Origin of the sequence: Alkalihalophilus marmarensis DSM 21297 (assembly GCF_000474275.2) — a bacterium.
Taxonomy (GTDB): Bacteria; Bacillota; Bacilli; order Bacillales; family Bacillaceae_D; genus Alkalihalophilus; species Alkalihalophilus marmarensis.
The window spans coordinates 16,539-41,221 of the sequence record NZ_ATAE01000029.1 but is presented as its reverse complement, the minus strand read 5'-3'; the positions used below and the strand labels follow the sequence as shown (position 1 = coordinate 41,221).

Here is a 24,683-nt window from a genome sequence, read left to right as displayed (position 1 = left end):
AATGGTTGTTGGAGATTTCGCAAATGAAGTAGACACACTCGTCATTGGTTCAGGTCCAGGAGGATATGTTGCAGCAATCCGTGCAGCCCAACTCGGACAAAAAGTAACGATTGTTGAAAAAGGAACTCTTGGAGGGGTATGTCTTAATGTAGGTTGTATCCCATCAAAAGCACTTATCTCAGCTGGACACCGTTATCACAATGCTAAGCATTCTGAGGATATGGGAGTTACTGCAGAAGGCGTTTCAATCAACTTTGATAAAGTTCAAGAATGGAAAGGCTCTGTTGTTAAGAAATTAACAGGCGGTGTTGAAGGCCTTCTTAAAGGAAACAAAGTTGAGATCGTACAAGGGGAAGCATACTTTGCTTCTGAGAACTCTGTACGTATTATGGACGAGAAAAGTTCGCAAACATACAACTTCAAAAATTGTATCATTGCAACAGGTTCTAGCCCGATTGAACTTCCTAGCTTCAAATACACTGAGCGTGTTATCAACTCAACAGGGGCTCTTGCTCTTAAAGAAGTACCTAAGAAAATGGTTGTAATCGGTGGGGGATACATTGGTATCGAGCTTACTGGTGCATATTCTAACATGGGTACTGAAGTAGTAGTTCTAGAAGGCGGCAAACAAATCCTTCCTGGCTTCGAAAAGCAAATGAGTAAACTTGTTGAGAAGAGACTAAAAAAGAACGGTGTTGCATTCCATACCGAAGCTCTTGCTAAAGGCGTGGAAGAAACAGAAAACGGCGTTAAAGTTACAGCTGAAGTTAAAGGGAAAGAAGAAGTGTTTGAAGCAGACTATGTTCTTGTGACAGTTGGTCGTAAACCAAACACTGAAGAGCTTGGCCTTGAACAAATCGGTGTAGAAATGACAGATCGAGGTTTAATTAAAACGGACAAGCAGTGTCGTACAAATGTAAGCAACATCTATGCAATTGGTGACATTATTGAAGGTCCTGCATTAGCACACAAAGCTTCTTACGAAGGTAAGATTGCAGCTGAAGCTATTGCTGGTGAAAAATCAGAAATCGATTACTTAGCTATTCCTGCTGTTGTATTCTCTGATCCAGAGCTTGCTACAGTTGGTTACAGTGAACAAGAAGCAAAAGATGCAGGCTATGATATCGTAGCAGCTAAGTTCCCATTTGCAGCTAACGGACGTGCTCTATCTCTTAACGATACTGATGGCTTTATGAAGCTAATCACTCGTAAAGAAGATGGGCTAGTGATTGGAGCTCAAATTGCTGGACCAAATGCTTCTGATATGATTGCAGAACTTGGACTTGCAATTGAAACGGGTATGACTGCTGAAGATATTGCTCTTACTATTCATGCGCATCCTTCATTAGGTGAGATCACAATGGAAGCTGCTGAAGTTGCTATTGGTACACCTATTCACATTGTAAAATAACTTTTTTAAAAGCCACTTGTTTTCAAGTGGCTTTTTTCTATTTTAAATTCACATTTGACAACTCGGATTAATATGATTTATAGTAAGACTAAGGTAACTGATCGGACAACCGAAGGGACTCCTAAATACGTCTTAAATCTTAATGAGGTGATCGTATGAAACACAAATCTCTCTTTAAATGGACGCTGGATGCCTTATCATCCTTCGGGCAAGTTCCACTACCTATTCTCTTTTCAAATCAGTTTATGAAGAAATATACGGCTTATAATGAGTGGAATGAATGGGTTGCACAAAGCAATCAAAATATCATTACCATTAAGGACTTTGAAGTAGAAGATGAAAGTTGGACGCAATTTATCCAACATTCAACGGCGTTCTCAAGTGGAAAAGAGATGATTGAAGCAGCTGAAGAATTTTATTTCTCTCAACGACCATACGGACCGTTTCCAATCATATAAAAAAGGATACTTCTTTTGAAGCATCCTTTTTTCATTAAAGCTATAATTCTAATTGGTTTTTTTGAGTATTAATCATATTTGTTAGGTTTGATATAATATTATCTTTTCTCTGTGGGCCTTCTAGTCTTAAATGTATATGTTCACCACTTAAAATGAGCATCGTCGGAAACGTTTCAATGTCATACTGTTTGACCTTATCCTTGTCTTCAGCTTCTATTACATAAAAAGAAGAAAGTTGTTCGGGGTGATGTGTTTGAAACTCTAATAAAGCGTCGTAATACGTGTGTTCTTTATCTATAGCTTTAGGGTCAGAAAAGAATAAAGTGACCATATTAGATTCTTCGTAAAATGGTTGATTGTCTTCATTTGAAGCAGAAGAGACACAGGCTGATAACATGAATATTGGGGCAAGAAGCATTGATAATAGTAGCTTTTCCATGTATGTCACTTCCTTGCATAAAATATCCGTTAAAGTAAGATACCTCATTTTAGCACGGATCAAACCTTATTAGAGCAGGCGTAATAGAACTGTAAACGAAAAGCAAAGACTATGACAAAGAGTTCGATGATCCAGGAGAAAATGAGAATTAGCTAATAAAAAAAGAGTGCATCTTTTTTGGATGCACTCTTTTAACATTATTTTTTCTTTTTATTTGCCGCTTTTTCTTCTTTAAAAAGTATTTTTTCTTGCTTTAGCTTTTCTCTTTCTTGTTTTAAGTCAAATCGTTCTTGTCTAATACGTTCTTTTTCTGTTGCTAGAGTAGGCTTTTCTTCTTTTAATGCTTTCATGACTGATACAATCATAAAGATCATAATCACTGTAAAAGGCAGAGCTGCGATAATGGCTGCGGTTTGCAATGCTCCGAGTCCTTGTGGAGAGGTTAATAAAACAGCTGCAGAAGCTGAAATAATTAACCCCCACACGAATTTCACAGAGTTTGGCGGGTTTAAGCTTCCATTTGTTGTCTGCATTCCAAGAACGACTGTAGCAGAGTCAGCGGATGTAACAAAGAATGAAGAAATTAAGAAAACCGCCACGATAGACATGATTAGACCAAGGGGGAATTGTTCTAATACAGCAAATAAAGCTACTTCCATACCGGAGTCTGTCATAATGCCGTTAATATCTGCAATTCCTTCACGCTGCATATAAATTCCTGTTCCGCCAAAGACACTGAACCATAATGCGCCGAACGTAGCGGGAACAGCAAGAACCCCAATAACAAATTCTCTAATGGTACGACCTCGTGAAACACGTGCGATAAACGTTCCAACAAAAGGAGCCCAGGAGATCCACCAAGCCCAATAGAAGATCGTCCATCCTTCAACCCAGCTTGTCTCAGCATTGTAAACGTCTAATCTAAAACTCATGCCAACCAGGTTTTGAATATAACTTCCTACACCCTGAGTAAACACGCCCATAATATAGCTTGTAGGTCCTAAGAATAAGACAAATAACATAAGAGTAACTGCTAAATAGACATTTGTCTTACTCAAAATTCGAATCCCTTTATTTAACCCTGTTTGGGCAGAAACCATAAATAGAACAGTGACAATTAATATGACAATTAATTGAAGTGCAGCATCACTGAAATTTCCTAGCCCGGGGATAAGATATGCAAGACCAGCAGAAATTTGGGCAGCACCAAAGCCAAGGGATGTAGCAACCCCGAAAATAGTCGCAAATACAACAATGACATTAATTGTCGTACCAATTTTCCCGTTCACTCTATCACCTAATAGAGGTTGGAAAACAGCACTCATAATACCTGGAGCATCTTTTCTGAATTTAAAATAAGCTAATGCTAGGGCAACGACAGAATAAATCGCCCAAGGATGTAATCCCCAGTGGAAAATCGAGTACCTCATAGCTTCTCCTGCAGCGGCATTTGAAGCGGGTTCAGCACTTGGAGGTTCAAAGAAATGATACATAGGCTCAGACACACCCCAAAAAACAAGCCCAATCCCCATACCAGCTGTAAATAAGAATGAGAACCATGTGAGGTAATTGTATTCAGGCTTTTCATCAGGTTTACCAAGTTTAATTTTTCCGTAAGGACTAAAGATCAAATAAAGTGAAAAGATTAAAAATCCTGTAGCAGCAAGCAGGTAAAACCAGCCTAATTCGTTTGTGATAAATTCTTGTGTACTTGAAGTAACAGCTTCAAGATTTTCAGGTGCAAAAACACCCCAAGCAATAAAAGCAAAAGCTATAGCGACAGAAATAATAAAAACAGGCGTAAGCTTTTTCATTCATATCACCTTCCTATTCAGTTTTAGTGGTTACAAATTAGTAGTTACCATTTTGTACGTTGGAACAAATCATTTTGATAATCCGGTTAAGTATTAGCCTGCCCTTTGTATGTGCGTAAAGTCACAATCTCTAAGCTAACATATCTTTGGGCTATATAACAACCAATAACCCTTAGATATGGAGATAAAGCAAATGGACTATATTCTTTAACCGCTTTTGTATTATATTAAACATATTTTTTTGATAATTTTACATAATAAACACCACTTTAGACTGTTATTTACTAAAGATACATTAAATGGTTCTTTGTGTGGTTTTATATGTTTTATTCATAAAGGTTTTAGTTGTTCTATTCATATTGAATTGCTCGCTTAAAAATATAATCAGGGTATGAGGATTCCTGAATAGAAAACCGTCGCTCATCTTGAGTAATATGGGCGAGCTCCTCGGTTGCTTTATGCAGCGATAATAATTCAAGTGTCATTAAGGAGATCGTCTCTTCTTCCGTTGTGTAAAAACCTCTCTTTTGTTTTAGTTCCTCGATCACCACATGATGACTTGTTGCGATTTGGTGAAGAGGGTCAGCGATAATTTTTTTAAATGACTGCACGGCTGCTATCATTTCTTCTTTTTCTTTTTCTGAAATGTGGTGGTTTACACGTAAGTGACAAATCTTCCCGATGTGAAAAAGGACTAAGTGTAAGTAATCAAGTTTACGTTTAAGAAACCCGAAAGAACGTCTTTCAAATTCATTTGATTTACGATAACGCCATTCATCATATTGAAACTGAGTCAACTGATAAGTAGTCGTCAGCTGGGTATGTAAATCCCTGTATAAATGAGTTCGATCGTTTTCTTCATTATCTAAGAGATGTTCTACAGTCTTTTCTAACGTGTGAGCTGTCTTTTCAAATAAACTCTCCACTTTATTTACAAGGATCGGCCCAAATTTAGGAGGGAGAATAACAAAGTTAACTAATGTAGAGACAATAATACCGGTTGATGTTCCAGACATTCTGGTGAAAAAATCAGCTATAACATGGTCGGTCGTACCTGGAATCATGGCAACAGCGGTTAAGGTGGCTACAAGAGTACCTGTATCTAATTTTAATTTAGAGCAAGTAAATATCGTTAACATAGCTACTAATGCATAGGTCAAAGCAGATTGTCCGAGTGTAACATCAAGGACGATAGCAAATATTGCACCGATAGACGCTGCCGGCAGACGGACTAACCCCTTTTTTAGGGAGTCCACTGCAGTCGGTTCTGTCGTAACAATCGCTGTGATCACAGCGAAGGTGGCCGGGAGATCAAACCAATGACATAGTAGGGCTGTTAAAAATACAGCGAGCCCTGTTTTGAGCACTCTTCTCCCAATAACAACTTTTTTTCGCATAATATCCCTCTTTTTGCACCAGCCTTAAATCATATTTAGTATGATGCATGTCGAAAAAAGTTATACACATCTACCAAGTTAGGAAAAAGTTTGATATGCTTTACAAGGTCTAGTTAAGAAAGGGTGTGTTTCAAGTTGAGTAAGTCATCTTTTTACCTAGTGATTATCTTTGCTGTTCTGATCATAATAGCGGGTTGTACGACTACTGTGGAACAAGATGAGATTAGTGATCAAGAAGCTATAGAAGAAATTGAAGAAAAAGAGCAAGGAAATTCTGATTCCAAAGAATTCGAGTCAGGAGAAGATGAGTCTAAAAGCAAAGATCAGCAAACTGAAGATAACAATTCTGAGCAGAAACCTAAAGCTCTATATAAGGTGAATGAAACAAATTGGAAGGTAGAATCATTAACTGAAAGTGAACAAAATATCGTCTTGCTGACAATAGATGATGCGCCTGATAAATATAGTGCAGACATGGCAGATGCGTTAAATGAATTAGGGGCTGGCGCAATATTCTTTGTTAACGGCCATTTTATTGAAAGTGAAAAAGGACAAGCTGATTTAAAAAAGATCCACGATATGGGCTTTGAGATTGGCAATCACACAATGAATCATCCTAACTTAAAAGAGTTGAGCGAAGAGGAGCAATATAGAGAAATTGTCGAGTTAAACGATTTAATAGAAGAGGTTATTGGAGAGCGCCCAAGGTTTTTCAGAGCACCTTTTGGCGCGAATACCGCATATTCTGAGTCTGTCGTTCGTGACGAGGGAATGATTCTGATGAACTGGACATACGGCTATGATTGGGAAGCTGAGTATATGGAAAAGGAAGCTCTAGCAGACATTATGGTGAATACCCCTTTATTAACGAATGGGGCTAACATCCTTATGCATGATCGAGAGTGGACGATGGAGGCCATAAAAGATATTGTTACTGGCTTAAAAGAGAAAGGATACGATATTGTTGATCCTAGGGAAATTAAAGGCTTAGAATAATCATCTATATGTCTATTAAGACATTCTCGGGTTATACTGGTAAGAAATAAAGAATACTATTTTAAACAGAAATGAGAGGCATGAATGGTGAAACGTTTTTTAGTTAGTTTGCTCCTATTGGGAGTTATTGCTGCTGGGTGTCAGCAAGAAACAGAGCAGAATGAAGAAGTAGAAGAAGTGGCTGAAAATGAAGAAGCTTTAGCAGAGATTCCGATTGAAGTTTTAGAAAACGAAGCAGTAGTCCATATTGATGATTTAGTTCAAATCACAGGAGGGGAATATTCCTTTGATGAATTACATCGTACATTGCAGCTTACGATCGATGAAGATCAGTTTTATATGATAGATGAAGTGCCTGTTTTAGAAAGAAACGGAGAATACTTAGCTACTGAAGATATTTATTTAGTTATTAATGAAGAAGATGAAGTGTACTTACCTACGGCCTTTATTGAAAAAGGCTTAAATACTCCAGTTACCTTTAAAGAAGATACTGCAACGTTCTCATGGTTTGGTCCAACTGAAGCAGTAGGAGGGCCGCCTGAGTCATTTAATTTTGAAGAGTGGAATGTAGATCAGATGGTTGATTATTTAGACTTTCTTGAAAAGCCTATTAAAGGGGCTGAAGTAAGTACTATTGCTAGTCATCTTCCTGGTGCACCAAGAGCGTATCGTAACGGCTTTCATGAAGGGATTGATTGGTATGATCATTCTTCAGGAGGTAACATCTACACAGACACCCCTATTTATGCTATGGGCGAGGGGATTGTCGTTCGGGCCGATCACGACTTTGTAGAATACCCATCGCCTGAAGTTCGAAACCAAGACTTAGCATTGACTTCTCAGCTAGGCGAAACTCCTGAGTATATATTTGACCGCTTGAGAGGCAGACAAGTATGGGTGCAGTATCCAAATGGTGTGATGAATCGTTTTGCTCATTTATACGATATCCCAGAAGATATTCAAGTCGGCAGTCGAGTAAATGCAGAATCGATCATTGGCTATGTTGGAAACTCTGGGACAAGCGGGGCAGTTAATCAAGATTTAACAGAGCTTCACCTTCATCAAGATTTATTAATATACGGAGAGTTGTTTTGGAAACCTCTTAATCAAGAAGAAGTAAAAGAAGTACTTCAACGAATTTGGGATTGAATTTGGTATTAACGAGGGTTTCGACACGTTTCGACTGAAGCTTACAACCTTTTTTTACTATAATGTGCTATTGTAATAATCATAAACCATTCTTTGGTTTATGATTATTTTTTTAGGGGGCGAGGGCTTGGTTGATAAATCACAACTCCTAGATGAATTAAGACTTGCTGTGGGCTCTGTACCTGATTATGCTAGAACATTGCCAGATTTTTATCGTGGGATTGTACATAAGCTTGTTAGCAAAATGGATCAACAATTTTCAGTGTGCTTATATACAGCAAGTGAAAGGAACTTTACTCAAGCGGCGTTTGCTGGAGTGACTCCATGTGAAGAGGCTGTTATTCCATATGGAGAAGGGCTGCACAGTATTGCAGCCATTCGAGGGGAAATGATTTTTGAAAAAAAGGCTGATAAACAGTACATTATTGCTCCATTCTATAAGGGGCATCACTTGATTGGGCTGTTATCTTTTCAAATCCCAAGAGAATTTTATGAAATAGGCGAGGATGATCTTATCTTTATTCAAGAAGTTACAAATTTTATTGAGGCAAATTATAAATACTACGAATAAGAGGGCCGCTATCGGCTCTCTTATTTTTTATGCCAAAAAGGTAGGACATAATTATAAAATATTTTTTAATGTGACATACAAATTAATGGTTGACGAATTTAATGTGACATATTATTATAGATTTATAGAAAATAAACCGCTTACAAAAAACGCATAAAGGGGATGCTCACATGGGTACAATCATTTGCCAAAACTGCAACAAGACGATCGAACATTTTGAAGGTGAAAAGGTTACAAAACTTTATGCTAAAGGACATAACTGTATTGACTGCAAATCAGCTAAGAAGCAAAAATAATTATAAAAGAAGCATGCCCCTCATAACGGGGCATGCTTTTTTGTTATTTGATCGCCTGATGTTCTTTAATGACTCTTAATGTATTAAATGTAGCATCTTCAGGCCCTTGTACTGGTAAGCCTGCTTGTAAATTTTCTTTTATATAAGCTAAGTTTTCTTGTGAGATGATTTCACCAGGAATAAGAATAGGTATGCCTGGCGGATAGACCATAATAAATTCAGCAATGATTCGGCCTGCAGATTCATCAAATCGAATCACTTCCGTTTCTGCATAAAACGCATCACGCGGTGATAGGGCTAATGTCGGGATATTTGGTACATATACAGCTTTTGGTTCTAGGCTCTCTGAACGTTGATGAGTTTTTGCTAATTCACTGAGAGCTTGCACAAGTATCTCCATTTTTTCTTCGGTATCCCCCAAAGATACGATGCACAATATATTGTAAAGGTCAGAAAGTTCAACTTCAATTTTATAATGCTCTCTTAGCCAATTCTCAACCTCATACCCATTCATACTTAATTTTTTAATAGATATGATTAATTTGGTAGGGTCCATATCGTAAGTTGCCTTTGTCCCAAGAATTTCACTGCCGACACATCTAATTCCCGGAATTTCATTTAAGCGAGCTCTTGTTTGTTGAGCTAGTTTTATCGTATGGTCGATTAAAGCTTCACCATCTGTCGCTAACCGTTTTCTTGCCACATCTAAAGAGGATAATAGCAGATAAGAGGTAGACGTGGTTGTCAGCATACTAATAATGGACTGCACTCTCTTAGGTGAAACTAACCCTTCTTTAACATTAAGGACTGAACTTTGAGTCATGGATCCCCCGAGCTTGTGAACACTTGTAGCTGCCATATCAGCACCAGCCTGCATCGCTGATAGCGGAAGTTTATCATGAAAATGAATATGGACACCGTGTGCTTCGTCTACTAGTACCGGAATGCAATAAGAATGAGCAACTTCAACAATTGCCTCCAAATTAGCTGAGATTCCAAAGTATGTTGGGTTAATAACGAGCAGCCCTTTTGCATCGGGATGTGATTCTAAAGCTCTCTCCACAGAATCTAATGTAATTCCGTGAGAGATCCCGAGGTGCGGATCGATCTCTGGATGAATAAATATAGGCGTTGCACCAGAGAAGATAATCGCTGACATAATAGACTTATGAACATTCCTCGGTACAATAATTTTATCTCCTGGTCCGCAAACGGACATGATCATCGTCATGATAGCCCCGCTTGTCCCCTGTACAGAAAAAAAGGTGTAATCTGCGCCGAATGCCTCTGCTGCAAGTTCCTGTGCTTCCTTAATGATTCCATGTGGATGATGTAGGTCATCTAATGGGGCAATATTTATTAAATCAATCGATAATGCATTCTCTCCAATAAAATGTCTGAATTCAGGATCCATGCCTGTTCCTTTTTTATGTCCCGGGATATGAAACTGGATCGGGTTTTGTTCTGCATGCTCTTTTACCCCTGTAAATAAAGGAGTTATATCTTGTCGTGACAACACGTTCACCTCATTTATAATCATCGAATAATAATCTTTACTAAAGTTGATTTCAATTGTTGATTTCAATTGTATTCTTTCATATTTTATAAAACAAATTAGAGTATACCAAATCATAGAGCACTCTGCATAGATTCAAATTTAGTACTTATATGCGACTCATAAAAAGCTGTGTTAAACTATAAGAAATGAAGTCTAATTATTCATTCTATTTTGATTACGCTTACAATTTAAAATAAGCAATTACACTTGGAGGGATGAACGATGTGGGAAACGAGAGTGACGAAACTATTAGGTATTGAATATCCAATTATTCAAGGGGGGCTTGCTTATTTAGCATATTCTGACTTGGCTGCTGCCGTATCAGAAGCAGGGGGGCTTGGACAAATTACGGCTATGTCGCTAGAGTCTCCTGAAGCTTTAAGAGATGAAATTCATGCAGTTAGGAAAAAAACATCTAAACCATTTGGAGTGAACTTTGCGATCGGCCAGCATGGACGCCCATTTGAACATATGCTTCAAGTAGCAATTGATGAAAAGGTGCCAGTTGTCTCAATGACAGGTGGAAATCCTACACCGATTTTTGACATGTTAAAAGGGACTTCTATCAAAACCCTCGTATTAGTAGCTGCAAGAAGGCAAGCAGAAAAAGCCGAAGAGTTAGGTGCTGATGCGGTAATGGTAGTTGGTCAAGAAGGAGGAGGACATCTTGGGCGCAGCGATACGGGAACGATGGTGTTGATCCCTCAAGTCGTAGACTCAGTAAAGATACCCGTCATTGCTTCTGGAGGAATTGGGGATGGTCGTGGTATGATGGCTGCATTGGCTCTTGGTGCAGAGGGAATAGAAATGGGGACCAGATTTATTGCAACGAAGGAATGTATCCATGCTAGCTCAGAATATAAGGAACGTCTTGTGGAAGCATCTGAAGAAGATACAGTAGTGATTAAGCGCTCACTCGGTGCACCTGCTCGTGCGATTAAAAATAGCTGGACGGATAAAATATTAGAAATAGAGGAGATAACTCCTACATATGAAGCGTTAAAGCAGTATATTAGCGGGGAAGCTAACAAAGCCTATATTTATGACGGGAAAGAATCAGGATTTGGCTGGGCTGGGCAAGTGATGGGACGAATTCATGATATTCCAACTGTACAAGAGTTGATGGACCGTATGATTTCAGAAGGTCTAGACATAAGAAAACGCTGGCACTAAGCTTGAGTCAGCAGGCAGGAGAGGTTTTTATGGAAATGAATATGCCGATTTCGCTCGATTGGTCTACAGAAGAAGTGATTGATGTGGTGGAATTTTTCCAAGCGATTGAAAAAGCCTATCAAAAAGGCATAGGCAGGGAAGAACTGTTAGCTAAATACCGCCGCTTTAAGGAAATTGTTCCTTCAAAAAGTGAAGAAAAACAAGTATTTAAAGAGTTTGAACAACAAGCTGATGTATCTTGCTATCACACAGTAAAAAAAGCGAGAGAACAAGACGAAAATACCGTCGTGAAGATGAAGTAGCTAAAAAGGCTGGCCTAATTTAAGGTCAGCCTTTTGCTTATCATTTTAGGAAGGGACAGATGCTTTCTGTGCTTCTTGGTAAAGGGGGAGCAGATGTTGATACGTCTCTTCAATGCGCTTTAACAATGCATCCCCATCTTTTAATATTGGATCATGACGGTCAATATGAATTCCGCATAATAATTCTGCTTTTTTCACATCGCGGAGGCGTGTGAGCATTGAGGTAAATTCGTCAGCATCGACATCACTTTGCGAGATCGCTTCAGGTTTCATGTGATCGATAGACCAGACAAAATTTTTAGGGACCTTTTTAAGCCATTCGCCAGGGTTATCTAGGAGCCTCTCTGCAAACTCCCCTTTAGCAGGTGCTTCATAAATCATTGCAAACCAGACAAATAAATGAGTCCCGAATAACCCAACCTGAAAATGAGGTAATTTTTTATACCCTCGTTTATTCGCAGCAAATGCCACCCACGTGTCATTTGGAGGGTTTACTTTCCGTCTAGCATGCTTAGCTACATGTGTAAAAAATTCATCGCCAGTCATTGAAGATAGGGTGGGAGCAAGCTCTATTCCTAAAGCTTCAAATTTTGGGCGGATTCTTGTTTTTAATGCTTCCATTCTTGCATCTAATCCCTCGATGTCAAATACATCAAAATCCTCTTGTGTAAATTCGATTTCAGCCATCGTTTAACCTCCTAAAGTCTTTATTACTTTATAGTATCATAACAGCTTACTTTTAATCATAAACCATGCTCTATACACTTTAACTTGATGCCGAAAATTTCACAGAAAATTAAAACATTGGTTGCATTTTATCTTGTCTTAACATATGCTATACTATAAATAACTAAATTTACAGAAAATTTAGTAAAATCTCTCATGAACTTATCCTATCTGCTAAACTCTACGTTAAAGGGGTGTTGGGCAATGAAACAAGTGATCCAAGAGGTTAAGCGAATCGATGTAGGTAAGCGAATTCCAGCTTTGAAGCTTGAAATTGATTACGAACTAATGACACTTCATGATGCAATGATTCAAGAAGATATTGATCAAATGAATGAAGCCAAACGTATTCTTGAGCTACTAAGAGAAGAACTTGTACAATTAAAAGGACATACTCATTAAACAGTACTTAACCAAATAAAAGAATTAGAAGCGAGGGATCTCCCTCGCTTCTTTATGATTTATTGGATTGTGACAACTATAAGGTATTAAAGGCTGGATGATTTTCATTCTAGGAAAGTTATGTCATAATAGCTGTAAGATAGAAAAGGGGGCAGCATTATGTCAATGAATTGGTCAGAACTTGAAAAAGTTGCTACAAGTTGGGTAAATGAAGCAGGTCAAAAAATCAAAAAGACATTAGCTGGCCCAATAGATATTGAAACAAAGTCGAACCCAGATGACCTTGTAACTGAAGTAGACCGCTCAATTGAGGAGTTCTTCTATGAGAAAATTCAAACGACATATCCAGAGCACTACTTTCTCGGTGAGGAAGGGATTGCAAGTGAGGAACCTTTATTAGAGGGAACCGTATGGATTATTGATCCTATAGACGGAACAATGAACTTTATTCATCAAAAGCAGAATTTTGCCATATCTGTCGCGGTCTATCATAACAAAGTAGGCATGATAGGGATTATTTACGATGTGATGAGAGATGAGTTATTCCATGCAGTGAGAGGAGACGGAGCTTATCTTAACAATGTTGAACTCCCTCCTGTAAAAGAAAGACCTCTGCACGAATCAGTGATTGGATTAAATGCTAGATGGCTCGTCGAGGAAAAAAATCAATATCGCAATCCGTTGAAAGCCTTGGTTAGAGATGTAAGAAGCATACGATCTTATGGGTCTGCTGCTCTTGAGATGGCTTATGTAGCATCTGATCGATTAGATGGGTATTTGAGTGTCCAGTTATCGCCTTGGGACTATGCTGCTGGTATTGTGATCCTTAATGAAGTGGGATGTGTGGCTTCTAATTTTCAAGGAGATCCATTATCTTTAACTGAGCCTGGAACCTTATTTGCATCAAAACCGATCTTACATAAAGAAATTATTTCCGTATATATAGGAGAAGAATATTAAAAAAGCTTGAGTAAGATTTTTCTTACTCAAGCTTTTTTAATTCACTAGCTTCGTTAACTTTCTTTCGCAGTGAAATCCCTAAAAATAATGCAATGACTATACCGATAAGAGCTAAGAGAGCAATAACAATACTGCGTTCAGCTACAGCTACTCCGATACTCATAATGCAAATAACTGTAATAACAGCTAATAATAAAAAAAGTACATTCTCCTTCTTCATATAAATCCCCCTAAGATTAAATCACTATCTATAAGTGTATCGTGAAATGCTTTAAAGAAAAAGCCTGACAATGTGACAAATAAGTTAAAGATAAGCACAAAGCACAGAATTGAGCTTGCTTTTACACATAATTATGGACTTGCCTTCAATATGTGCTATACTTAGACAGTTAATCAACAAATAAGGAGAGAATTTAATGACACATCGTGATGATATACGTAATATCGCAATTATTGCCCACGTTGACCATGGTAAAACAACATTGGTTGATGAGCTTCTAAAGCAGTCTGGGACATTTCGTGAAAATGAACAAGTAGAAGAAAGAGCAATGGACTCAAATGCTATAGAAAAAGAACGTGGTATTACAATCCTTGCTAAAAATACTGCAATTAACTTTGAAGATAAACGTATCAATATTATGGACACACCTGGTCACGCGGATTTCGGCGGCGAGGTTGAACGTATTATGAAAATGGTTGATGGTGTGCTTCTTGTCGTTGACGCATATGAAGGCTGTATGCCTCAAACTCGTTTCGTACTTAAGAAAGCACTTGAACAGAAATTAACACCAATTGTTGTTGTTAATAAAATTGACCGTGACTTTGCTCGCCCGGCTGAAGTGGTTGATGAGGTTGTTGACTTATTCATTGACCTTGGGGCAGATGAAGACCAACTTGATTTCCCTGTTGTTTATGCATCAGCTATTAATGGTACTGCCAGCATGAATGCGGAAAAGCAAGATGAAAATATGGCTTCATTATTTGAAACGATTGTTAATGAAATTCCAGCTCCAATCGATAACAGCGATGAGCCGCTTCAGTTCCAGGTAACTATGCTTGATTATAATGATTACTTAGGTCGTGTCGGTATTGGACGAGTATTCCGCGGAACAATTAAAGTAGGTCAGCAAGTATCTCTAATGAAGCTTGATGGATCAGTAAAGCAATTCCGTGTAACGAAATTATTTGGTTTCCTAGGCTTAAAGCGTACAGAAATTGAAGAAGCAAAAGCTGGGGATTTAATTGCTGTTTCAGGGATGGAAGAAATTAATGTTGGTGAAACGGTTTGTCCTGTAGAACACCAAGAGGCCCTTCCGATCCTTCGTATCGATGAGCCGACTCTACAAATGACATTCCTAGTTAATAACAGTCCTTTTGCTGGACGTGAAGGTAAATTTGTGACAAGCAGAAAAATTCAAGAACGTCTTCGTGCTGAACTTGAAACGGATGTTAGTTTAAGAGTTGAAGATACTGATTCACCAGATGTGTGGATTGTATCAGGCCGTGGAGAACTTCACTTATCAATTTTAATTGAAAATATGCGTCGTGAAGGATATGAGCTTCAAGTTTCTAAACCTGAAGTAATTATTCGTGAGGTTGATGGTGTGAAATGTGAACCGGTTGAGCGTGTGCAGATTGATGTTCCGGAAGAATATACTGGATCTGTCATGGAATCATTGGGTGAGCGTAAAGGCGAGATGGTTAATATGACAAATACTGGAACAGGTCAAGTTCGACTTGAGTTTATGGTACCTGCACGTGGATTGATTGGATACACAACTGAATTCCTATCGCAAACGCGCGGTTATGGTATCATTAACCACTCATTCGACAGCTATCAGCCAATGGCTCAAGGACAAGTAGGCGGTCGCCGCCAAGGGGTTCTTGTTTCAATGGAAACAGGTAAAGCAAGTCAATATGGTATTATGCAAGTAGAAGACCGTGGTACAATTTTCGTAGAGCCAGGTACTGAAATTTATGAGGGTATGATTGTTGGAGAGCATACACGTGATAATGACTTGGTTGTTAACATCACAAAGATGAAACAACAAACAAATGTACGTTCAGCTACTAAAGATACGACAGTAACGATGAAAAAGCCTCGTATTTTGACTCTTGAAGAAGCTCTAGAGTACTTGAACGAGGATGAGTACTGTGAATTAACACCAGAATCAATCCGCTTACGTAAGAAGATTTTAGTGAAAACAGAGCGTGAGCGTGCAGAGAAGCGTAAGAAGCTTGCTGCTAAGTAATAAAAAGGCATGAAAGGTTGGGGAGATAGGTGGACAACCAACAATTACAAGAGGCAGATCTTGAAGGCTATTCGTGGCTGATGCAGGCAACTGCTGAGAATCCATGGTATGGGCTGTTAGCATATATAGCGATTGTGATTTTGGCTATCTTGGTTTTTAACCTTGGATTTGCAAGAGAACTGCCGATCCTAAAAAAGGTCGTTGTATATATTATGCTTATTATCGGCTGCTTTGTATTGTGGCTGATGGAATTTGCATTCGGCGCACCGATTATTGTCGTTCTTATTATTTCTGCACTAATCCTTGCAATTTATCGTTACCGGTTGTACAGACACCGGGAAGAGAAAAAGGAAGGGTAAAATAATAAGGATAAAATAAGAGAAAGCGAGTGGTTTATAACCACTCGCTTTCTTTTTCAGTTTTATAGGTTAAAGTGAAATTCCCGCTTGCTTGTCTTTCTAGTGTCCGCTCCCTGATCCGCTCGTCACATTCATCACACATATACGTATGAATCGGACGATTGCGTAAGCGTTTTGCTAGTGGGAGCTGGTCATCTATTTTGTCAATTTTATCACAGAGTACACATTTTACTCTCATGACCTTATCACTCCATTCGTTAACCTTTGGGTCCTATTAACACAATTCATAAACTTTATAAAGTCTGATCACTGTCTATAAGAAATGGGATTCTTTCTTTATTGTAAAGGCATCTTCAAAAAAAAGAAACAAGTTTTAAAAATTGATTAATATAGGTATAGTATACTTATAGGTAATTAATTATAGGGGGGATCAATATGGCTAATCAAGTAGAACATGAGTTGACAAGCGAACTGCTGCCTCATTTACAGAAAGAGCGGTATGTTACTCTAGCTACAGTAGACTTTGAGAAAAAATCTCCGAATGTAAATGCAATATCCTGGGTGTATGCACCCACAAATAAAAAGCTCCGTTTTGCTATTGATAACCGATCGCGCATTATTACAAATATTAAAGAGGAGCCTGGTGTGGTCTTGACGATCATTGCCAACGGTTCAACCTATTCTGTTTCAGGAAAAGCAAAGGTTAAAAGTGAAAAAATGGATTCAGTTCCATTAAAGCTGTCATTAATTGAAGTGGATGTGGAAGAAGTACGTGATGTGATGTTTTATGGTGCAAAAATCGTACAAAATCCGGAATATGATAAAACTTATGATGCTGAGGCGGCAGCGAAGTTAGATCGTCAAGTGATGGAAGCGTTAAAAACATATAATAAAGAATAATGGAAGGCGGCCTGCGCAGAATGCGTGCAGGCCGCCTTTAGCTTTCACTTGTTCTTCATTTCATATCATCTTATTTCATGTAATCATTCCAAGCTATTTATAGATTCCTCGTCTATCTTATTGGGCTTAGACATATAGTGTTATTGAGAAAGAATAAATGAATTAGAGACATTATTACAGGCACTCGCATAAATTAATAGCAAGCAGCGTAACGATACTTGAGTCAGGAGGCGGAATGTTGAATAAAATCTACGTTTTAGATACAAACGTACTACTACAGGACCCTCACTCCATTTTCTCATTTGAAGAGAATGAAGTGGTTATTCCAGCCGTTGTATTAGAAGAAGTGGATTCGAAAAAGAGGTATATGGATGAGGTAGGCAGAAATGCCCGCCATTTCTCAAAACTTATAGATAAATTAAGGACAAAGGGTAAGCTGCATGAGGGTGTGCCATTAGATGGCGGTGGAAAGCTCCGAGTTGAATTAAATCATCGCTCCTTTCAACGATTAAAAGATTCATTTGCAGAAATGTCAAATGATAATCGGATTATTGCTGTTGCCTTGAACTTAATGCTAGAGGAACAAGAGCGTGTTGAAGGGAAACATGTAATCTTAGTGAGCAAGGATGCCCTAGTTAGAGTAAAAGCTGATGCACTTGGTCTTCCCGCAGAAGATTTTTTAAGTGATCGTGTTGTAGAATTTGATTCAGTTTATCCTGGTTATGTAGAAATTTATGTTGATGCAGACGTGATGAAACGCTTTTATTCCCAAGGAGAGCTGGCCATCTCAGAATTGACCAAGCATCCTTTTTACCCCCATCAATTTATTATTATGAAAGATGCGCTGGGCAGTTCGAGTTCTGCATTAGGTAAAGTAGAGCCTGATGGGAAGAAAGTGAAGCCTTTTGTAAGCGACCCTGATCAAGTCTGGGGAATTAAGCCAAGAAATGTACAGCAAAGAATGGCGTTTGAATTATTGCTTAGAGATGATATCAGTCTCATTACTATGATTGGAAAAGCGGGAACAGGTAAGACGTTATTGTCTCTTGCTGCAGGATTAATGCAAACAGAAGATATGGGTAAGTTTAAAAAGCTAGTCGTAGCGAGGCCTGTTGTCCCGTTAGGAAAAGATTTAGGGTATCTTCCAGGAGAAAAAGAAGAAAAATTAAGACCTTGGATGCAGCCTATTTATGATAATCTTGAATTTTTGTTTAATACAAAGAAGCCAGGAGAGATTGATCAGATCTTAGCTGGTATGGGGTCAATTCAAGTAGAAGCACTTACCTATATTAGAGGAAGAAGTATACCAGACCAGTTTATCATTATTGATGAAGCACAAAACTTAACAAAACACGAAGTGAAAACGATCTTAACCAGGGTAGGGGAAAGAAGTAAAATTGTCCTAATGGGTGACCCGCAGCAAATCGATCATCCATACCTTGATGAATATAATAATGGCCTGACCTATGTAGTAGAAAAATTTAAGGATCAAACAGTAAGCGGTCATGTGAAGCTCGTTAAAGGGGAACGATCAGGCTTAGCCCAATTAGCAGCAGATTTATTATAAAATTGGTGCTGTTCTAAAGAATTGCTATAACTAAAGGGGGGAAAATGTGCTAACTTAGAGGATGAAATATACGCGAGCTCCGGTGGAAGCAAAAGCAAAGGTGAGACCCCTCAGTGGCGCGCACGAGGAGGCTCACCAGCTTCCAGGGGAAAACGTAGTATATTTTAGAAAAAGTGCATATGCGCAATCCATTAGTTAGCAGGCGCTGATGTTACTAATGCTATTGTCTCACTCCGCGCTGTACCTTATTTTAATACAAGCTTTCTTACATGAGTAATTGGCTCTTCTATGTTACGGCCGTCTCCGTAATAAAGGTGAATAGGGCCGGTTTCTATAAGCGGCTTCCCTTCTTTTGAGAACCCAGCGACCATTTCCATCGCTTCTGATAATGGAATGGTTTGAATCGTTCCGCCTCCTTGTTCAACTAAAACCTCACGAACGTCTTGATTCGGTTTCACATTTTGTAAGAAGGGAGCTAGCGGCATGCCAAAAGAACCTGTTGTTAACTCTTCTTTGTTATAGTGTATTTTGTTGTCATTTGAGTTTGGGTTTGGCGGAGCAGAGCCCTCGATAATCTCTTTATCCCACTGAGCAGAGATGGCTTTGGTATAAGCTTCATCCTTATCTTCCACTATTCTTTCCTCAGTAAAGTATGTAGTTAAATCTACTTTTCGCTCATCAAAGATCCAAACACTTGGGTCGATGGTTAAGGGATGGTCTACATTCCCTTCAATAAAAATAACAAATTCCTCCATTGCTGCAATTCCTCCAATCTAGTAAATCTTGCTTTCGTACTCTAATTTCATCTACATCTTCCTATCAAGTATAAAGCGTTACCATGTATTTGTCACATCTGGGTATAATAAAAGAAATAACCTTTTTGGAGTGAGTGCGATGGTCTGTCAGTACGGTGAACAGTTAGAGAAGTTAGTAAAAGAAGCAGAACCATATGCTGCAGAGGGCAAAGTGGCAGATTATATACCTGCGCTAGCTAAAGCAGATCAAGGCATTTTAGCCGTCTCAATTTTCGATGGCAAAGAAACATGTTTTTCAGCAGGTCACTCAACCGAGATGTTCACATTACAAAGTATTTCGAAAGTGCTTACTTTAGCCCTTGCCTTAATGGACCATGGGGAGGAAGTCGTTTTTGATAAAGTAGGCATGGAACCTACGGGAGATCCTTACAATTCAATTGCAAAATTAGAGTCGCTTGTCGCCAAACCGCTTAATCCAATGATCAATGCAGGAGCCTTAGCCGTCAGTCACCTCATAAAAGGTGAATCCACGGAAGAAAGGCTTGAGAGGCTTCTTCAATTGATTAGAAAAATGTGCGCACGTCCTAGCGTGACCTATAATCGTGAAGTAGCACAATCTGAATTTAACACAGCTGATCTTAATCGCTCCCTTGCTTTCTTTATGAAGCAACATCGGATTATTGATGAAAACGTCGACCAATTATTAGACTTTTATACTAAGCAATGTGCCATTGAAGTCGATTGTGATGATTTGGCCAGGATCGGATTTGTGTTAGCTAATGGCGGTAAAAATGAAGAAGGCGAAGAGATTATTCCGTTTGAAATTGCAAGACTTGTGAAAACATTTATGGTCACTTGCGGCATGTATAATTCATCAGGAGAGTTTGCTATCAGAGTAGGAATTCCGGCAAAAAGCGGTGTGTCTGGCGGAATTGTGGGTGCTGTACCTAATAACATTGGTATAGGTATTTATGGCCCGGCATTAGATGAGAAGGGGAATAGTGTGGCTGGAATGAAGCTGCTTGAGGCATTGTCTAGTTATTATCACTTGAGTATTTTCTAATGAGTTTGAAAATCATTTGCAACTAAATCGTTAATTAGTCTTAAAATCATTGCATTTTTAGTATATAAAAGATACTATTAAATCATTGATATAAATAAGTAAGGAGGGGGATCTCGTGTCTCAAGAGATGGTCAATAAGCATAATGAACGAGCGTATGCCCTTCTAAAATCTGATGCTGAGAAGATCCAACAGCTTATCGAAGTGCAAATGGAAAATTTAACGATGCCACAGTGTCCTCTTTATGAAGAGGTTTTAGATACACAGATGTTTGGTTTGTCTAGAGAAATTGACTTTGCCATTCGCCTTGAGCTTGTTAGGGAAGAAGAAGGTAAGCAGCTGTTAAATGAATTAGAACGAAAGTTAGCAGCCCTTCACGAAGCATCATTACGCAAATAAAAAAAGTCAAGCTCCATTTAGGATGCTTGACTTTTTTATGTTCAATCCCAATTATAGATTAGATTTAAAAAAGTGTTGTAAGCGCTTTTAATTACCCGATGAATCAAAATTGTCAAAAATTTATTTGCCAAATCGATCACATTTTCTCTATACTAGAATACAAGCATGATGAGAAAGAAATAACAGGATTACTTAGGAGAGTGGAGGAGAAAGTATATGAATGGTTTAAACAACATTAAAAAGGTCTTAGTAGCTAACCGAGGAGAAATTGCAATTCGTATATTCCGTGCTTGTACTGAATTACATATTCGTACGGTCGCAATCTACTCAAAAGAAGATGCTGGTGCTTACCACAGATATAAAGCGGATGAAGCCTATTTGGTAGGAGAAGGTAAAAAGCCAATCGATGCCTATTTAGATATCGAAAACATCATCGAAGTGGCTAAGTTACATGATGTTGATGCAATTCACCCTGGATACGGATTTTTATCAGAGAACATTGACTTTGCTACTCGCTGTAAAGAAGAAGGTATTATCTTTATCGGTCCTGAACTTGAACATCTCATTATGTTTGGAGATAAGGTACAGGCTAGAACCCAAGCTGTAAAAGCAAATCTACCTGTCATTCCTGGCAGTGACGGCCCTGTAGCAAGCCTTGAGGAAGTCGAGAAATTTGGAGAAGAACACGGCTACCCGTTTATTATTAAAGCTTCTTTAGGCGGCGGCGGACGCGGGATGAGAATTGTCCGTTCTAAGTCTGAAATGAAGGAATCGTTCGAGCGTGCAAAATCAGAAGCAAAATCTGCTTTTGGAAACGACGAGGTTTATGTAGAGAAATTTATTGAAAATCCTAAACATATTGAAGTACAAATCTTAGCAGATAAACATGGTTCTACCGTGCATCTATATGATCGCGATTGTTCCGTACAAAGACGTCATCAAAAAGTAGTTGAAATTGCACCGAGTGTTTCATTAGACATAGAACTGCGCGAGCGAATATGTGCGGCAGCTGTACAATTAATGGAAAATGTAAACTATTTAAATGCAGGTACGGTTGAGTTTCTTGTAACTGATAACGGGGAGTTTTATTTTATTGAAGTGAACCCTAGAGTACAGGTGGAGCATACAATTACCGAAATGGTCACAGGTATTGATATTGTCCAATCACAGCTCCTGATCGCTGATGGTGAGCCGCTGCACGGTACAAAAGTTGGTATACCTGCTCAAGAAGAGATCGTTTGTAATGGGTTTGCTATACAGTCCCGAGTAACAACAGAAGATCCAAGTAACGGATTTATGCCTGATACTGGCCGTATTAATGCCTACCGTACAGGTGGAGGTTTCGGTGTTCGACTCGATGCTGGAAATGGGTTCCAAGGAGCCGTTATCACTCCTTATTATGATTCCTTATTAGTAAAAGTATCGACGTGGGCTTTAACATTTGAAAGCGCCGCAGCGAAAATGTTACGTAACCTAAAAGAATTCCGAATCCGCGGTATTAAAACGAATATTGCGTTCTTAGAGAATGTGGTTCAACACCCTCGTTTTCTAAACGGTGAATATAATACATCATTCATTGATACGACACCAGAACTATTCGTTTTCCCTAAGAGAAAAGACCGTGGAACAAAAATGCTTTCGTTTATTGGAGAAACGATTGTAAATGGTTATCCAGGACTTGAAAAAGCTAAAAAACCAATTTCAGATAAGCCGCAAGTGCCAAAACTGAAATTGACAGAGCCTATCCCGGATGGAACAAAGCAAATCTTAGATAGGGAAGGACCTGAAGTCTTAGCGAAATGGGTAAAAGAACAAAAGGATGTCCTTCTTACTGATACCACTTTCCGTGATGCTCATCAGTCATTACTTGCAACTCGAGTGAGAACACATGACCTTAAGCAAATCGCAGAGCCAACAGCTCGTATGCTTCCAAACTTATTCTCTATGGAGATGTGGGGCGGAGCTACATTTGATGTTGCGATGCGCTTCTTGCATGAGGACCCTTGGGAACGTTTAATTACGCTGCGCAAGCAAGCACCAAATGTCCTCTTTCAAATGTTGCTTCGTGCATCAAACGCGGTAGGATACAAGAATTACCCGGATAATGTCATTGAAGAATTCGTAGCAAAATCAAGCAATGCCGGCATTGATGTATTCCGTATCTTTGACAGCTTAAACTGGGTGCCAGGTATGACTTTAGCCATTGACTCTGTGCGGAATAACAACAAAATTGCTGAAGCTGCCATGTGTTATACAGGAGATATTCTCGATTCGTCAAGACCAAAATATGATCTTGCCTACTACAAAAATCTAGCTAAAGAGTTAGAGCAAGCAGGGGCGCATATTTTAGGAATTAAAGATATGGCAGGGTTATTAAAGCCTGAAGCAGCATATCAATTGATCTCTACCCTTAAAGAAACGGTCGATATCCCTATTCACCTGCATACTCATGATACAAGCGGCAACGGACTATTTATGTATGCCAAAGCGATTGAGGCAGGCGTAGATATCGTCGATGTGGCTGTAAGTTCTATGGCTGGCCTTACATCTCAGCCAAGTGCAAACAGCTTGTATTATGCACTAAGTCACTCAGAGCGCAAGCCGAATGTAGACATTAAAGCATTAGAGCAGTTAGGCGAGTTCTGGGATGGCACTAGAAAATATTATGCTGGTTTTGAAAGCGGCATGAACGCTCCTCATACGGAAGTATATGAGCATGAAATGCCAGGGGGACAATACAGCAACCTTCAGCAGCAAGCAAAAGCAGTAGGACTAGCAGCTCGCTGGAATGAAGTAAAGAAAATGTATCGTACAGTCAATGATATGTTTGGAGATGTTGTGAAAGTAACACCTTCTTCTAAAGTAGTAGGGGATATGGCATTATACATGGTTCAAAATAACTTGACTGAAGAAGACATCTACAACAAAGGAGAGTCACTTGACTTCCCAGATTCTGTGGTTGAATTATTTGAAGGTCAGTTAGGCCAGCCGTATCAAGGTTTCCCTGAGAAGCTCCAAAAGATTATCTTAAAAGGCCGTAAGCCGATTGAAGGCCGCCCTAGTGAAAATATGGAGCCTGTCGATTTCCAAGAAATTAAAGAAAAATTATTTAAGCAGCTTGATCGTCAAGTGACAAGCCATGACATGCTTTCTTATGCACTCTATCCAAAAGTGTTTACTGAGTTTGAGGCATTTAGAAATCAATTTGGCGATGTCTCAGTTCTCGATACACTGACTTTCTTCTACGGCATGAGGCTTGGAGAAGAAATAGAAGTGGAGATCGAGAAAGGAAAAACATTAATTGTGAAGTTGGTTTCCCTTTCAAAACCGCAGGACGATGGAACACGAATTGTCTATTTCGAATTAAATGGACAGCCGCGTGAAGTGGTTATTAAGGATATGAATGTGGCAAGTACGACTGTAGCAAGACCGAAAGTTGATAAAGACAACCCTAATCAAATTGGGGCGTCTATGCCAGGTACCGTTGTAAAAACATTAGTACAAAAAGGCGACAAAGTACAAAAAGGCGACCATCTTATGATCACAGAAGCAATGAAGATGGAGACAACGGTTCAAGCCTCATTTGATGGAGAAGTAAAAGAAGTATTTGTAAGTGATGGAGATCCAATATTAACTGGTGATTTGCTCATTGAATTAGTATAAGTTAACGACACAACCTGTCTTGGCAGGTTGTGTTTTTTCTTGTGGACGGGTAAGGTGATATACTATAATTGTATA

25 protein-coding genes are annotated in these 24,683 nt (G+C 38.9%); 17 read left to right on the top strand and 8 right to left on the bottom strand.

The window, feature by feature from the left end:
• The first annotated feature begins 1 nt into the window (after position 1).
• The gene (gene lpdA, locus A33I_RS10075) at positions 2-1,411 is read left to right on the top strand and encodes a dihydrolipoyl dehydrogenase (protein ID WP_022628309.1); all 1,410 of its coding nucleotides are present in this window, start codon (positions 2-4) and stop codon (positions 1,409-1,411) included.
• Positions 1,412-1,566: 155 nt separating this feature from the next.
• Positions 1,567-1,869, top strand: a complete 303-nt coding sequence (locus A33I_RS10070) for a hypothetical protein (protein ID WP_022628308.1) — start codon at positions 1,567-1,569, stop codon at positions 1,867-1,869.
• Positions 1,870-1,909: 40 nt separating this feature from the next.
• Here the strand turns inward: A33I_RS10070 and A33I_RS10065 are convergent, their stop codons facing one another.
• The 3 genes from A33I_RS10065 to A33I_RS10055 form a co-directional block, all read right to left on the bottom strand.
• A complete protein-coding gene (locus A33I_RS10065; protein ID WP_022628307.1) occupies positions 1,910-2,308 on the bottom strand; it encodes a hypothetical protein in 399 nt (132 codons plus the stop codon).
• 197 nt (positions 2,309-2,505) lie between these two features.
• A complete protein-coding gene (locus A33I_RS10060; protein ID WP_022628306.1) occupies positions 2,506-4,122 on the bottom strand; it encodes a glycine betaine uptake BCCT transporter in 1,617 nt (538 codons plus the stop codon).
• 350 nt (positions 4,123-4,472) lie between these two features.
• Positions 4,473-5,519: an FUSC family protein gene (locus A33I_RS10055; protein ID WP_022628305.1), complete on the bottom strand. Its 1,047-nt coding sequence runs from the start codon at positions 5,517-5,519 to the stop codon at positions 4,473-4,475.
• Positions 5,520-5,654: 135 nt separating this feature from the next.
• On the opposite strand from A33I_RS10055, the gene A33I_RS10050 reads away from it, so the two are divergent.
• From A33I_RS10050 to A33I_RS20255, 4 genes are all read left to right on the top strand, one after another.
• Positions 5,655-6,515 carry a polysaccharide deacetylase family protein gene (locus A33I_RS10050; protein WP_022628304.1) on the top strand — a complete coding sequence of 287 codons (861 nt, stop codon included), beginning with the start codon at positions 5,655-5,657 and terminating at the stop codon, positions 6,513-6,515.
• An 84-nt stretch (positions 6,516-6,599) separates the two neighbouring features.
• A complete protein-coding gene (locus A33I_RS10045) occupies positions 6,600-7,664 on the top strand; it encodes a M23 family metallopeptidase (protein WP_022628303.1) in 1,065 nt (354 codons plus the stop codon).
• 127 nt (positions 7,665-7,791) lie between these two features.
• Positions 7,792-8,235 carry a GAF domain-containing protein gene (locus A33I_RS10040; protein ID WP_022628302.1) on the top strand — a complete coding sequence of 148 codons (444 nt, stop codon included), beginning with the start codon at positions 7,792-7,794 and terminating at the stop codon, positions 8,233-8,235.
• A gap of 170 nt (positions 8,236-8,405) precedes the next feature.
• Positions 8,406-8,531, top strand: coding sequence for a GapA-binding peptide SR1P (locus tag A33I_RS20255; RefSeq protein WP_022628301.1), 126 nt, complete (start codon positions 8,406-8,408; stop codon positions 8,529-8,531).
• A 43-nt stretch (positions 8,532-8,574) separates the two neighbouring features.
• On the opposite strand, the gene A33I_RS10035 is transcribed toward A33I_RS20255, so the two are convergent.
• On the bottom strand, positions 8,575-10,047 hold the full coding sequence (locus A33I_RS10035) for an aminotransferase class I/II-fold pyridoxal phosphate-dependent enzyme (protein WP_022628300.1): 1,473 nt from the start codon (positions 10,045-10,047) through the stop codon (positions 8,575-8,577).
• A 264-nt stretch (positions 10,048-10,311) separates the two neighbouring features.
• Here A33I_RS10035 and A33I_RS10030 point away from each other — a divergent pair, with 264 nt between their 5' ends.
• Together A33I_RS10030 and A33I_RS10025 are read left to right on the top strand one after the other, a co-directional pair.
• Positions 10,312-11,262, top strand: a complete 951-nt coding sequence (locus A33I_RS10030; RefSeq protein WP_022628299.1) for an NAD(P)H-dependent flavin oxidoreductase — start codon at positions 10,312-10,314, stop codon at positions 11,260-11,262.
• A gap of 29 nt (positions 11,263-11,291) precedes the next feature.
• Positions 11,292-11,564 (top strand): UPF0223 family protein, encoded by a 273-nt coding sequence (locus tag A33I_RS10025; protein ID WP_022628298.1) that lies wholly within the window; start codon positions 11,292-11,294, stop codon positions 11,562-11,564.
• 45 nt (positions 11,565-11,609) lie between these two features.
• On the opposite strand, the gene A33I_RS10020 is transcribed toward A33I_RS10025, so the two are convergent.
• Positions 11,610-12,251, bottom strand: coding sequence for a DUF1054 domain-containing protein (locus A33I_RS10020; protein WP_022628297.1), 642 nt, complete (start codon positions 12,249-12,251; stop codon positions 11,610-11,612).
• A gap of 243 nt (positions 12,252-12,494) precedes the next feature.
• Between A33I_RS10020 and A33I_RS10015 the strand changes: the two genes are divergently transcribed.
• Entirely contained in the window at positions 12,495-12,692 is a 198-nt protein-coding gene (locus A33I_RS10015; RefSeq protein WP_012959550.1) for a hypothetical protein, read from the top strand.
• Positions 12,693-12,851: 159 nt separating this feature from the next.
• Positions 12,852-13,652: an inositol monophosphatase family protein gene (locus tag A33I_RS10010; protein WP_022628296.1), complete on the top strand. Its 801-nt coding sequence runs from the start codon at positions 12,852-12,854 to the stop codon at positions 13,650-13,652.
• Between the two features lie 22 nt (positions 13,653-13,674).
• Here the strand turns inward: A33I_RS10010 and A33I_RS10005 are convergent, their stop codons facing one another.
• Positions 13,675-13,872, bottom strand: a complete 198-nt coding sequence (locus A33I_RS10005; RefSeq protein ID WP_022628295.1) for a DUF5325 family protein — start codon at positions 13,870-13,872, stop codon at positions 13,675-13,677.
• 196 nt (positions 13,873-14,068) lie between these two features.
• Between A33I_RS10005 and typA the strand changes: the two genes are divergently transcribed.
• Entirely contained in the window at positions 14,069-15,904 is a 1,836-nt protein-coding gene (gene typA, locus A33I_RS10000) for a translational GTPase TypA (protein ID WP_012959547.1), read from the top strand.
• 29 nt (positions 15,905-15,933) lie between these two features.
• Entirely contained in the window at positions 15,934-16,263 is a 330-nt protein-coding gene (locus A33I_RS09995) for a YlaH-like family protein (RefSeq protein WP_012959546.1), read from the top strand.
• A 34-nt stretch (positions 16,264-16,297) separates the two neighbouring features.
• On the opposite strand, the gene A33I_RS09990 is transcribed toward A33I_RS09995, so the two are convergent.
• On the bottom strand, positions 16,298-16,501 hold the full coding sequence (locus A33I_RS09990) for a YlaI family protein (RefSeq protein ID WP_022628294.1): 204 nt from the start codon (positions 16,499-16,501) through the stop codon (positions 16,298-16,300).
• Positions 16,502-16,698: 197 nt separating this feature from the next.
• Between A33I_RS09990 and A33I_RS09985 the strand changes: the two genes are divergently transcribed.
• Together A33I_RS09985 and A33I_RS09980 are read left to right on the top strand one after the other, a co-directional pair.
• Positions 16,699-17,163, top strand: a complete 465-nt coding sequence (locus A33I_RS09985) for a pyridoxamine 5'-phosphate oxidase family protein (RefSeq protein WP_022628293.1) — start codon at positions 16,699-16,701, stop codon at positions 17,161-17,163.
• A gap of 238 nt (positions 17,164-17,401) precedes the next feature.
• Entirely contained in the window at positions 17,402-18,730 is a 1,329-nt protein-coding gene (locus tag A33I_RS09980) for a PhoH family protein (protein WP_031311544.1), read from the top strand.
• A 245-nt stretch (positions 18,731-18,975) separates the two neighbouring features.
• On the opposite strand, the gene A33I_RS09975 is transcribed toward A33I_RS09980, so the two are convergent.
• Positions 18,976-19,485, bottom strand: coding sequence for a hypothetical protein (locus A33I_RS09975; RefSeq protein ID WP_022628290.1), 510 nt, complete (start codon positions 19,483-19,485; stop codon positions 18,976-18,978).
• A gap of 139 nt (positions 19,486-19,624) precedes the next feature.
• Between A33I_RS09975 and glsA the strand changes: the two genes are divergently transcribed.
• The 3 genes from glsA (at position 19,625) to pyc (ending at position 24,608) form a co-directional block, all read left to right on the top strand.
• Entirely contained in the window at positions 19,625-20,548 is a 924-nt protein-coding gene (gene glsA / locus A33I_RS09970; protein WP_022628289.1) for a glutaminase A, read from the top strand.
• Between the two features lie 127 nt (positions 20,549-20,675).
• Positions 20,676-20,945 carry an Fpa/YlaN family protein gene (locus tag A33I_RS09965; RefSeq protein ID WP_411810022.1) on the top strand — a complete coding sequence of 90 codons (270 nt, stop codon included), beginning with the start codon at positions 20,676-20,678 and terminating at the stop codon, positions 20,943-20,945.
• Positions 20,946-21,161: 216 nt separating this feature from the next.
• Entirely contained in the window at positions 21,162-24,608 is a 3,447-nt protein-coding gene (pyc, locus tag A33I_RS09960) for a pyruvate carboxylase (RefSeq protein WP_022628288.1), read from the top strand.
• Positions 24,609-24,683: the final 75 nt, after the last annotated feature.